Origin of the sequence: Vibrio sp. RW, assembly GCF_027587105.1 — a bacterium.
GTDB classification, from domain to species: domain Bacteria; phylum Pseudomonadota; class Gammaproteobacteria; order Enterobacterales; family Vibrionaceae; genus Vibrio; species Vibrio toranzoniae.
Genome location: NZ_JAPPTM010000019.1, coordinates 1 through 11,827 on the forward strand (window position 1 = coordinate 1; position 11,827 = coordinate 11,827).

12 protein-coding genes are annotated in these 11,827 nt (G+C 45.1%); 5 read left to right on the forward strand and 7 right to left on the reverse strand.

What is annotated here, in order from left to right:
• Nucleotides 1-230: 230 nt before the first annotated feature.
• Genes hemG through OCT63_RS15560 form a run of 3 tightly spaced genes read right to left on the reverse strand, consistent with a single transcriptional unit; the run spans nt 231 to nt 2,884 of the window.
• Entirely contained in the window at nt 231-758 is a 528-nt protein-coding gene (gene hemG / locus OCT63_RS15550; protein ID WP_060468934.1) for a menaquinone-dependent protoporphyrinogen IX dehydrogenase, read from the reverse strand.
• Between the two features lie 10 nt (nt 759-768).
• The gene (locus OCT63_RS15555) at nt 769-2,226 is read right to left on the reverse strand and encodes a TrkH family potassium uptake protein (protein WP_161674704.1); all 1,458 of its coding nucleotides are present in this window, start codon (nt 2,224-2,226) and stop codon (nt 769-771) included.
• 34 nt (nt 2,227-2,260) lie between these two features.
• Nucleotides 2,261-2,884 carry a YigZ family protein gene (locus OCT63_RS15560; protein WP_161687900.1) on the reverse strand — a complete coding sequence of 208 codons (624 nt, stop codon included), beginning with the start codon at nt 2,882-2,884 and terminating at the stop codon, nt 2,261-2,263.
• Nucleotides 2,885-3,111: 227 nt separating this feature from the next.
• On the opposite strand from OCT63_RS15560, the gene fadB reads away from it, so the two are divergent.
• The 3 genes from fadB (at nt 3,112) to acuI (ending at nt 7,696) form a co-directional block, all read left to right on the forward strand.
• Nucleotides 3,112-5,283, forward strand: a complete 2,172-nt coding sequence (gene fadB, locus OCT63_RS15565) for a fatty acid oxidation complex subunit alpha FadB (protein WP_269984032.1) — start codon at nt 3,112-3,114, stop codon at nt 5,281-5,283.
• A 26-nt stretch (nt 5,284-5,309) separates the two neighbouring features.
• A complete protein-coding gene (gene fadA / locus OCT63_RS15570) occupies nt 5,310-6,473 on the forward strand; it encodes an acetyl-CoA C-acyltransferase FadA (protein ID WP_269984033.1) in 1,164 nt (387 codons plus the stop codon).
• 242 nt (nt 6,474-6,715) lie between these two features.
• Nucleotides 6,716-7,696: an acrylyl-CoA reductase (NADPH) gene (gene acuI / locus OCT63_RS15575; RefSeq protein WP_269984034.1), complete on the forward strand. Its 981-nt coding sequence runs from the start codon at nt 6,716-6,718 to the stop codon at nt 7,694-7,696.
• Between the two features lie 71 nt (nt 7,697-7,767).
• Here acuI and OCT63_RS15580 read toward each other — a convergent pair whose 3' ends face one another.
• Both OCT63_RS15580 and OCT63_RS15585 read right to left on the reverse strand, forming a co-directional pair.
• Nucleotides 7,768-8,709, reverse strand: coding sequence for a LysR family transcriptional regulator (locus OCT63_RS15580; protein WP_161687890.1), 942 nt, complete (start codon nt 8,707-8,709; stop codon nt 7,768-7,770).
• Between the two features lie 156 nt (nt 8,710-8,865).
• Nucleotides 8,866-9,051 carry a hypothetical protein gene (locus tag OCT63_RS15585; protein WP_004736674.1) on the reverse strand — a complete coding sequence of 62 codons (186 nt, stop codon included), beginning with the start codon at nt 9,049-9,051 and terminating at the stop codon, nt 8,866-8,868.
• A gap of 149 nt (nt 9,052-9,200) precedes the next feature.
• Here OCT63_RS15585 and tusA point away from each other — a divergent pair, with 149 nt between their 5' ends.
• The gene (gene tusA / locus OCT63_RS15590) at nt 9,201-9,452 is read left to right on the forward strand and encodes a sulfurtransferase TusA (RefSeq protein WP_017055492.1); all 252 of its coding nucleotides are present in this window, start codon (nt 9,201-9,203) and stop codon (nt 9,450-9,452) included.
• Nucleotides 9,453-9,529: 77 nt separating this feature from the next.
• Here the strand turns inward: tusA and OCT63_RS15595 are convergent, their stop codons facing one another.
• Together OCT63_RS15595 and OCT63_RS15600 are read right to left on the reverse strand one after the other, a co-directional pair.
• Entirely contained in the window at nt 9,530-9,784 is a 255-nt protein-coding gene (locus OCT63_RS15595) for a hypothetical protein (protein WP_009848161.1), read from the reverse strand.
• Between the two features lie 151 nt (nt 9,785-9,935).
• Nucleotides 9,936-10,490, reverse strand: coding sequence for a TMEM165/GDT1 family protein (locus OCT63_RS15600; RefSeq protein WP_009848160.1), 555 nt, complete (start codon nt 10,488-10,490; stop codon nt 9,936-9,938).
• A 420-nt stretch (nt 10,491-10,910) separates the two neighbouring features.
• On the opposite strand from OCT63_RS15600, the gene glyQ reads away from it, so the two are divergent.
• Entirely contained in the window at nt 10,911-11,825 is a 915-nt protein-coding gene (gene glyQ / locus OCT63_RS15605) for a glycine--tRNA ligase subunit alpha (RefSeq protein ID WP_017632669.1), read from the forward strand.
• The last annotated feature ends 2 nt before the right edge of the window (nt 11,826-11,827 follow it).

An 11,827-nucleotide genomic window follows, 5' to 3' on the forward strand; every position in this document is an offset into this window, starting at 1 on the left:
TTTTAGTGTCAACCACTATTTTCAAAACTTTTTTCAAGCGTTTAGCTTGGCTAATTTGACCTGCTGATTTGTTTTCGCTTTTGAAACCTAAGCTTCGAAGCCATCCCGTGTCAGCGAGGTGGCATTATAGAGATTTCGATCACACTGGCAAGCCCTTTTTGAAGTTTTTTCCATTTTTTTATTCGTTCGATTAAAAAGAACTCAAAACGTCTCAAAAGTAGGCTTTTCTCTTACATCTCTTGCAGTTTCTTAGAGAATAAAGAGACTTTTTCCCAGTTTGTGTATTCGACTTCCTTGGTTGTATCCGTTTCGCCACCTGTCATATTCATAATGAAGCGAATCATGGTTTTATCGAACCAGTTATAACGAGGGTAATAGAGGGCGCCAGCAAACACACCGATTAAGGTAGGTTGCCATGGGGACTTTAGAAGAAACTTCTTAATGTAAGCGCTACCTTCAGGCGTATCTTTACCTTGGTCTTCTTTACGCGCTGTTAAGTTCACGCAGAAGAAAGCAACCTTGTTTGATTGCAGCTGAATCAGGTTCGCATCAATGAACTGATATAGTTTCTTATTAAGATGACCGTAACGAATCGATGCACCGATCAATACTCTGTCATATTGAGCAAAGTCGACGTTACCAATTGTGTGCAGATCTTGAAGCTCACATTCGAACTCATTCATTTCTTCTTTTATATAGTTCAAGATTTTCTTGGTCTGCCCTTCACGGCTTGAATACAAAAATAGAGCTTTTGCCACAATGTCGTCCTTAACTACGCCAAAACGTAGGGGTCAATAAAATTAATAAGGTGAATATTTCTAAACGGCCAAATAACATAGATACGATCAACACCCATTTGGCTTTGTCATTCACATCGCCGAAGTGCATAGCCACTTCACCTAAACCAGGGCCAAGGTTATTCAATGTCGCCGCTACCGCAGAGAAAGCACTTAGCTCATCCATCCCCGTAGCAATAAGCGCCAACATACAAACCACAAAAACCAAGGCGTATGCAGAGAAGAACCCCCAAACAGCATCTACAACACGTTGTGGTAGTGCCGAACCGCCAACCTTGATGGTATAGACTGCACGTGGGTGAACAAGACGCTTCATTTCACGAGCACCCTGTAAAGTAAGTAATAATATGCGGATTACTTTCATACCACCGCCCGTTGAACCTGCACAGCCCCCTATAAAAGAAGAGAACAAAAGCAGAACAGGTAGAAACAATGGCCACTCAGAAAAACCAGTGGTAGTGAAACCAGCAGTGGTAGATATAGACACCGTTTGAAACAAAGCCTGATCCAAGGCATCGTAATACGAGTCATAAGAATTATGGTTAAGCAACAATAAGAAACAAACTAAAAACAGCACCGCTTGAATAAAAATAAAAGCCCGGAATTCAGGATCTTTCCAGTAATACTTGGGATGTACACCACCTGAGGCAAACGCTGCAAAGTGTAATGAGTAGTTACACGCAGATATAAGAAGGAACACGACCGTAATCATGTTGATAGCAGGGCTGTTGAAATAACCCATACTCGCATCGTGAGTCGAGAAACCGCCAATCGCAATGGTTGAGAAGCTATGGCTGATGGCATCAAAGAAACTCATTCCTGCAAGCCAAAACGCCACCGCACAAGCAATGGTTAAACTGAGATAGATGTACCACAACGCTTTTGCCGTTTCAGCAATACGCGGAGTCATTTTGTTATCTTTTACCGGGCCAGGGATTTCGGCACGATATAACTGCATACCACCAATGCCCAGAACAGGAAGGATAGCCACGGCTAATACGATGATACCCATACCACCAAACCATTGCAGAAACTGACGGTAAAATAGGATTGCTTTAGGGAGCTCATCGAGGCCAACAATAACAGTTGCGCCTGTCGTCGTTAACGCTGAAAACGATTCAAAAAAGGCATCGGTTACTGAAATATTGGGGTTATCGGCGATCAAAAGCGGCAATGCCCCCGCACTGCCTATTACCGTCCAAAATAAAACAACAATCAAGAAGCCATCACGCGCTTTCAATTCATGTTTATAGCGTCGATTTGGAAACCAGCAAACCGCTCCACAAAATAATAGAGCGAAGAAGGTCGTCACAAATGGCACACCCGCACCATCTCGATAGATCAGTGCGACGAGCGCAGGTGCGAGCATTGATACACTAAAAAGTGCTAATAATAATCCGACGATTCGAATAATTGAGCGAAATTGCATGAGCTATTGAACGAAGCGAAATGCTTCAAACTTCCTAGTTGTCTTTAACTTTCGTTACCAGTGCCTTGGCACCGCTTTTATTGATCATGGTCTGGGTAAACGAATCTACCTGCAGGAGCTCTATCTCAATGATAAGCTCAACTTGAACACCATAATCCGCTTGCACCTCAACAGCCTGATGCTGAGCCATGATGGATTGTGCGATCGGCACAAAGCCATAGTCTAACTCTAGCCGTAATTTTGTGGTTATTTTTTTCTCGATAGTTTGAAGCAGCTTAAGCGCTTGTTGCACACCGCCACCATAGGCCTTAACCAAACCACCTGTTCCAAGTTTAATCCCACCTGAATAACGAGTCACCACAGCCGTTAACTCACCAACACCAGAACCAGACAGTTGTGCCAATATCGGCTTACCCGCCGTACCTGAGGGTTCACCATCATCGCTAAAGCCCCAAAGCATTGAGTCTTCAGGTCGCCCAGCCACAAAACCCCAACAATTATGTCGCGCTGAAGAATGCGCTTTCTTTATCTGCTCTACGAACTGTTTTGCAGCTCCTACACTTGGAGTATGAGCAAGATGAGTAATAAAGACGCTCTTTTTTATCTCTTCTTCAAACTGAGCCGACGCAGACGGTATTAAATAGGGCTGTTCATTCATATCGTTAACTTAATTAATAAGAGCGGCGAAGTGTATCACGCGTGAATAATAAGGGTTAGAGGATCTGTGCTATCGCACAATGTTAAACAATTGTTTAAAAAATGTATTGAAATTCACCAAGCAGAGGTACAGACTAATATAACTGGTCTTACCAGGTATTCTACAATACTAGAAAGATAACAAGATTCTCTCAAACAATCGTGGATTGTATGTCATGGAGATAGACAATGATTTACCAAGCTAACACCCTACAGGTAAAGGAATTACAAGACGGTATCGCTGAGCTAAACTTCTGCGCTCCGGCCTCTGTAAACAAACTCGACCTTGCTACTTTAGAATCACTAGACAAAGCGTTAGACGCTCTTAATGCTCACGCAGGATTACGTGGTTTAATCTTAACTTCAAACAAAGACGCGTTCATTGTAGGCGCAGACATCACTGAATTTCTTGGCCTATTCGCTAAGCCAGAAGCAGAACTTGATGAGTGGTTAAGGTTCGCTAATTCAATCTTTAGTAAGCTCGAAGATCTTCCTGTACCAACTCTTTCAATGATGCGTGGCCATGCTCTTGGCGGCGGCTGTGAATGTGTCCTAGCAACCGACTTTCGTATCGGCGACAAGACCACCAGCATAGGTCTGCCAGAAACCAAACTCGGTATCATGCCTGGCTTTGGTGGCTGTGTGCGCCTGCCGCGTGTTATCGGCGCTGACAGCGCAATGGAAATTATCACGCAAGGCAAAGCATGCCGTGCTGATGAAGCGCTTAAGATTGGCTTGTTAGATGCGATTGTTGATACAGACCAACTACTAGACTCAGCAATTAATACTGTTTCTCTAGCTGCAAATGAAAAAATCGATTGGCAGCTACGCCGTAAACAAAAAACATCAGCGCTTTCACTAAGCAAACTAGAAGCGATGATGAGCTTTACCATGGCTAAGGGGTTAGTGGCTCAAAAAGCAGGACCTCACTACCCAGCGCCGATGACTTCTGTGATTGCGATTGAAGAAGCAGCACGTAGCGATCGCGATGCAGCACTCGACATCGAACGTAAGCACTTCGTTAAGTTAGCAAAATCGGAAGAAGCAAAAGCATTAGTTGGCTTATTCCTGAATGACCAGTACATCAAAGGCCTAGCGAAACAAGCAGGTAAGGCAGCAAATAAAGCCACTGAACGCGCAGCCGTACTTGGTGCAGGCATCATGGGCGGCGGCATTGCTTACCAATCAGCATTGAAAGGCGTGCCAGTGATGATGAAAGACATCGCACAAGCATCGCTTGATCTAGGTATGAACGAAGCATCTAAGCTGTTGAATAAACGCTTATCACGCGGTCGCCTAGATGGATTCAAGATGGCAGGTATTCTGTCTTCTATTACTCCAAGTCTACATTACGCAGGTGTTGAACAATCAGATGTGATTGTTGAAGCGGTAGTAGAAAACCCGAAAGTAAAAGCTGCAGTACTGAGCGAAGTGGAAGGTTTGGTTGGTGAAGACACCGTTCTAACATCGAATACCTCTACGATTCCAATCAACCTGCTAGCGAAATCTCTGAAACGCCCAGAAAACTTCTGTGGTATGCACTTCTTTAACCCAGTACACCGCATGCCTTTAGTTGAGATCATCCGTGGTGAGCATACTTCAGAAGAGACAATCAATCGCGTGGTCGCTTACGCTGCGAAGATGGGTAAATCCCCTATCGTTGTTAACGACTGCCCTGGCTTCTTCGTTAACCGTGTACTTTTCCCTTACTTTGGCGGTTTCAGCATGTTGCTACGTGACGGCGCTGACTTCACCAAGATCGATAAAGTCATGGAACGTAAGTTCGGTTGGCCAATGGGCCCTGCTTACTTGCTAGACGTTGTAGGCTTAGACACCGCACACCATGCACAAGCAGTGATGGCGCAAGGTTTCCCTGAGCGTATGGGTAAAGAAGGCCGTGATGCCATTGATGCGCTTTACGTCGCTGAAAAATACGGTCAGAAGAACGGCAGCGGTTTCTACACGTACAGCGTAGACAAACGTGGTCGTCCTAAGAAGACTTTCTCTGAAGAGATTCTTCCTATCTTGGCTGACGTATGCCAACAGCCACAAGATTTTGATGACCAGACAATTATCCAACGTGTGATGATTCCGATGATCAACGAAGTGGTACTTTGTTTAGAAGAAGGCATCATCGCGACACCGCAAGAAGCGGATATGGCACTGGTTTACGGTTTAGGCTTCCCTCCATTCAGAGGCGGCGTATTCCGTTACTTAGACAGTGTGGGGGTTAGTAATTTCGTTGAAATGGCGAAAAGCTACCAGGACTTAGGTGCAATGTACCAAGTTCCTCAACTATTGCTTGATATGGCAGTGAAAGGCGAAAGCTTTTACGGCGGTCAACAAGCAAGCTCTCTGTAACCCACACTTGGAAAAGGAATAGCAAAATGAATAATGTAGTTGTTGTTGATTGCCTTCGCACCCCAATGGGACGTTCCAAAGGTGGAGCTTTCCGTCATACTCGTGCTGAAGATCTCTCTGCGCATTTGATGAAAGGAATTTTAGAACGCAACCCTGAAGTAAACCCTGTCGAAATTGAAGACATTTACTGGGGCTGTGTACAACAGACGCTAGAGCAAGGCTTTAACGTGGCACGTAATGCTGCGCTTTTAGCTGGTCTACCGATTGAGATTGGTGCAGTAACGGTCAACCGTTTATGTGGCTCATCTATGCAAGCTCTGCATGATGCAACCCGCTCAATCATGGTGGGCGATGCTGAAATCTGCTTGATTGGTGGTGTCGAACACATGGGGCATGTACCAATGAACCACGGTGTCGATTTCCATTCAGGCATGTCTAAGCACGTAGCAAAAGCAGCAGGAATGATGGGCTTAACGGCTGAGATGCTTGGCAAGATGCATGGCATCAGTCGTGAAGACCAAGATGCCTTCGCCGCTCGTTCACACGCTAGAGCACAAGCTGCAACAGTAGAAGGTCGCTTCAAAAACGAAATCCTACCAACAGAAGCTCACGCGGCAGATGGCTCTCTGTTCACTCTGGATTACGATGAAGTTATTCGCCCAGAAACTACGGTTGAAGGCTTGTCTCAGCTTCGCCCAGTATTTGACCCAGCTAACGGGACAGTAACAGCAGGCACTTCATCAGCACTGTCTGATGGTGCCTCTGCAATGCTTATCATGAGCGAAGAGAAAGCCAATGCACTTGGCCTTAAGATCCGCGCTCGCGTCAAGTCGATGGCTATCGCAGGTTGTGACCCTTCAATTATGGGTTACGGTCCAGTACCAGCAACTAAAAAAGCGCTAAAACGTGCCGGTCTGAACATTGAAGACATGGGAGTGGTTGAGCTAAACGAAGCATTCGCGGCTCAATCTCTTCCATGTGCTAAAGACCTAGGTCTATTGGATGTAGTTGACGAGAAAGTTAACCTTAACGGCGGTGCAATTGCACTCGGTCACCCACTGGGCTGTTCTGGTTCTCGTATCTCTACGACGCTAATCAACCTGATGGAAGCACAAGACGTGAAATACGGCTTGGCGACCATGTGTATTGGTTTAGGCCAAGGTATCGCAACGGTATTTGAACGCCCTTAGCGCTCTTTGGTTGTAAAACTTGTCGGGTAATCTTATGTGCAGCTATCTTTATATAGCTGCACTTTTTATATTCGGCTATCCAGTTCTGTACAGGTTCGTTCAGCAAGCCTAATCAGAGAAAAATAGGCGACAACATATATGCACAAAACGCATAGATTCAATGTTGATGTTTCATTATTTTTTCTCCAACGATTCAACTAAAGTTACTTCAGTTTCCTAATATTCCTCCTACGGAGCAGATCATGTTTAAAGCACTTGTACTAAACCAAGAAGACAAAAAAACTATCGCATTAGTTTCTCAGATTGATGAGTCTCAATTACCAGAAGGTAACGTGAAGGTTGATGTGAGTTACTCTTCTTTAAACTACAAAGATGGTTTGGCGATTACCGGTAAAGGGCGCATTGTTCGCAACTTCCCTATGGTTCCAGGTATCGACCTTTCTGGTGTGGTTTCACAATCTGATGACCCTCGCTACAAAGCAGGCGACGAAGTTGTTTTAACGGGTTGGGGTGTTGGTGAAGGTCACTGGGGCGGCATGGCTGAGAAAGCAAGCCTAAACGGTGATTGGTTAGTGCCTATGCCTAAAAGCCTAGACGCTAAGAAAGTCATGGCGATCGGTACAGCTGGCTTCACCGCCATGCTTTGTGTGCAAGCTATCGTCGATGCAGGCATCAAACCAGAAGACGGTGAAATCCTAGTCACTGGCGCAAGTGGCGGCGTAGGCAGTGTGTCTATCACTCTACTAAACCAACTGGGTTATAAAGTGGCAGCGGTTACTGGCCGTGCATCTGCAAACGGTGAGCTATTAAAATCACTAGGCGCGACACGTATTGTAGAGCGTGCTGAACTAGAAGAACCAGCAAAACCACTAGAGAAACAACTGTGGGCTGGTGCTATCGATACGGTAGGCAGCAAAGTACTTGCTAAAGTATTGGCGCAAATTGATTACAACGGCGCGGTTGCGATGTGTGGTCTAGCTGGCGGTTTTGACTTACCAACCACGGTAATGCCATTCATTCTGCGTAACGTTCGCCTACAAGGTGTGGACTCGGTAATGTGTCCTCGTGAAAAACGTATTAAAGCGTGGGAACAACTGGCTGAGCTACTACCAGAATCTTTCTACGGCCAGGCTACTAAAGAAGTGTCTTTAGATGGCGCCATTCAAGCGGCAGAAGACATCACTAACGGTCAAATCACTGGTCGTGTAGTTATCAAGCTGTAATCGCTTAACACTCAAAACAAAAGGGCTGATCACGATCAGCCCTTTTTTCTGTTTGCTATTCAATACAAAGCCTAACCCAAACCTACGTCCGCAATCCGTTTTTGAATCAGCTCACCACACTCCTCTTTCACCACTCTTCTCAACCACTGTTGCGAGGCAGAAGAATCGCAGCGCGAATGCCAGATCAGTGAATAGTCAAACGGCATAAACTCAAATGGCAACGGCTTAACAACCAAGTCATAGCGCTCTGCAACCAAATACGCCAAATCAGCAGGTACCGTAATCACTAATGGCATTCTATCGACAATCGCCAATGCAGCCTCAAGGTGATAAGCGCGCAGCACCATTTTTCGAGGCTGCTGATTGGCTAAAGCGTTATCGAGTAAAGCCTTAACCCCATCACTGATCGCGATCATCGCGTGAGGCAGAGATACATAATCCTCAAGGCTTAGTGAACTGCCTGCCAAAGGGTGATTTTTAGATAACAAACACGACACGCCGACTGGTCCCAATACTTCTTGATGAAGTGGCGCAATGCTGCCACTCGGGCGACAAATCGCCATGTCGACATGTTCGGTACTGAGTTGTTTAAACAAATGCTCATGCTGCAACGGAGCAAACTCCAAAGAGATATTCGGCGCTTGTTCATAAATTTTCGGCAATGCATACGGCAAAATGGTTTGCATCGCGTAGTCAGTGGTCGCAATCAAAAAACGTTCACTGCAATAGTAAGGATCGAAAGCACTAGGGCTAAGCAGTTGGCGGAATGATTCTAAAGGTTGATCAATACGCTGGCTGATCTCGAGTGCTTTTTTGGTGGGAATAAGGTGCTGACCTTGACGTGTAAACAGGGGATCGTTGAGTAGCTCTCTTAAGCGCCCTAATACTCGGCTGGTTGCCGACTGGCTTAAGTTAAGACGAATCGCAGCCTGACTAACGCTGCCCTCATCAATCAATACCTTTAAAGCGACCAATAAATTCAGGTCTCTACGATAGATGTCTTCTAATTCCACACCACTTACCTAGCTGTATACAATGATCATTCGTCACTAAGTTGTTTATAGCATGCTTTAGATAAAAAAAATCCCGCAATTACGCGGGGAAGCCCAAGAAAATTTGGGGATAGTGTCGGAATGTTGTCGTATCGGAATTTGCTTGCTGTACTCGGGTTAGTGTTCTTGCTCTTCGGCTATGCCTTGCCAACGTCGCATCTCTACCCAAATACCAATAATCGTTGCTACTATGCCAAAGATAGGCATCAGTGAGGTCTCTGTTGATGAACGCAGTACTAACGCACAAAAAGAAATAAAACAGAGAACCGAATAAATTGTTAATCTATCTAATCCTGTCAACATCGCCACTCCTTAGCTAGTTGCCTTTGTTACAAGTTGTTATCAACTTGTTAACTAAGTTATAGGAAATGATTCTGTTTGCCAAGCACTTATTGCATATTTTTTCTGCAGACGTATTATTCACTCGTTAGATAGATATAGAGATACAAACCATGACATTCAAACCTGAACTGGCAACCCATACTTTAGAAGCTGAAGGCCTGCGTTGCCCAGAACCAGTAATGATGGTCAGGAAGACAATTAGAAACATGCAGGATGGCGATGTGTTACTGGTAAAAGCTGACGACCCTTCAACCACTCGCGACATCCCGAGTTTTTGTCGATTTATGGATCATCAGTTGGTCGGCCAAGCGACTGAAGCTTTGCCGTACCAGTATTTGATCAGAAAGGGATTGGAGGCGTAACGCCTCATCAAGCATCAAAAAAGCCGCTCATACTTTATGTTCTTCAACAGAACTCAGAGTACGAGCGGCTTTTTGTTTTATTCGCTTCTAGACTTATTTTGTAGATGCTCCAGCTGATGCTGAATTTCTCGAATATCTTTGCGCATCGGAATAATATGCGCGACCCGAATCCAAGCCTCTACCGCAAGCCCGGTCATGATCATCGAACCAGCCACCATTGGCAGCCACATATCCGTCAACACCATGCCTAACAGTGTAAGAGCCAAACCAAAGGTAAATAGATAGCTTTGGCTTTGTGGAGTAATACCCATATAACGCGTCAACATAATCATACCCTCGTGTTCTTAACTCACAATATTAAAATATCATGACAAGTATGACAGTTATATGTCCATTCGCTCGATAACTCTCACAATACTGTAAGAGTATGACCTACAACACATTACTCTACTGGTTGAGTATAATTAACCTCAACGTTATCCATTAATAGAATGCAGCAGCGATAGCCAAACCGACGAATAACAAGGCCGTGATCTTACGAATCAGGTCAAGCGGCATCTTATCTGCCGACAACTTACCGATGATCACTACGGGCACATTCGCCAGTAGCATACCGATGGTCGTACCGAGAATTACCCAGGTTAATGCATCCGAATATTGCGCCCCTAGAATGGAGGTCGCTATCTGGGTTTTATCACCAATCTCAGCAATAAAGAAAGCGATAAAACTGGCGACAAATGGGCCTCGGTTTGAGATCTGTTCATCATCGTCTAACTTATCAGGAATCAAAATCCAGCCCGCCATCGCAATGAAACTGACCACCAGCACCCATTTAAGAACTTCGGGAGATAAATAATCAGCGACCACAACCCCGAGCCATGCAGCAAGGGCATGATTGGCAATAGTGGCAAAGAAAATAGCCGCAATGATAGGTAACGGTTTTCGATATCGACTGGCTAATAAAAGGGATAGCAACTGAGTCTTATCACCGATCTCGGCTAAGGCGACAGTTGTAATTGAAATTGCTAAAACGCTCACGACATGCTCATTTGGGACGGAGATTATTATATTTAACCAAAGACAAACCTCGCGCCCCATCCCGGTTCACGATGCTTGTCTAAGGTCTTGCTAAGCGCCACCAAGGTGGTGGTTGCCTCGAACGCCATGATGATTTTGCATCAATTATGTTGACGGACGAACTCATTCAATAGGATATGAATAAGTAAGCTACTCCCCAAAGACCGCGAAATTCTAATCACCTACGTACTCAAAAACAAGTGTCAAACTTATCAAAATATCCACTTGTATCGAAAAACAAACATTAAAGGCAAAAAAATCCACTAAACGACATTTTAGACCACTAATTAAACAAGATTACCCCTACTCGCTTTACGAATATCTCGGTATACTCAGAGGTTATTTTTATCACTCATTTAAAAGAATCGCGCGAACCTGACTATGCAAAAATACGATATCAAAACCTTCCAGGGAATGATCCTCGCGCTGCAGGATTACTGGGCACAAAACGGTTGTACCATTGTTCAACCACTAGATATGGAAGTAGGTGCTGGCACCTCTCACCCAATGACATGTCTACGTGCACTTGGCCCAGAGCCAATGTCTACAGCTTACGTACAACCTTCACGTCGTCCTACTGATGGCCGTTACGGTGAAAACCCTAACCGTCTGCAGCACTACTACCAATTCCAAGTAGCGCTAAAACCATCGCCAGACAATATCCAAGAGTTGTACCTAGGCTCACTAGAGGTTCTTGGTGTTGACCCACTTGTTCACGACATTCGCTTCGTTGAAGATAACTGGGAAAACCCAACACTAGGCGCATGGGGCCTTGGTTGGGAAGTATGGCTAAACGGCATGGAAGTCACTCAGTTTACTTACTTTCAACAGGTTGGCGGACTTGAGTGTAAACCTGTTACCGGCGAGATCACTTACGGTATCGAGCGTCTAGCAATGTACATCCAGGAAGTAGACTCTGTTTACGACCTAGTATGGAACGTAGCACCAGACGGCTCTAACGTAACTTACGGTGACATCTTCCACCAAAACGAAGTTGAGCAATCAACATACAACTTCGAGCACGCAGACGTAGATTTCCTATTCACTTTCTTCGATCAGTGCGAAAAAGAGTGTAAAGAGCTACTTGAGCTTGAGAAGCCACTTCCGCTTCCAGCTTACGAGCGCATTCTAAAAGCAGGTCACGCATTCAACATCCTTGATGCGCGCAAAGCTATCTCTGTAACAGAGCGTCAACGTTACATCCTTCGTATCCGCAACCTGACTAAATCAGTTGCTGAGGCGTACTACGCGTCACGTGAAGCGCTTGGCTTCCCAATGTGTAAGAAGGACAAATAATC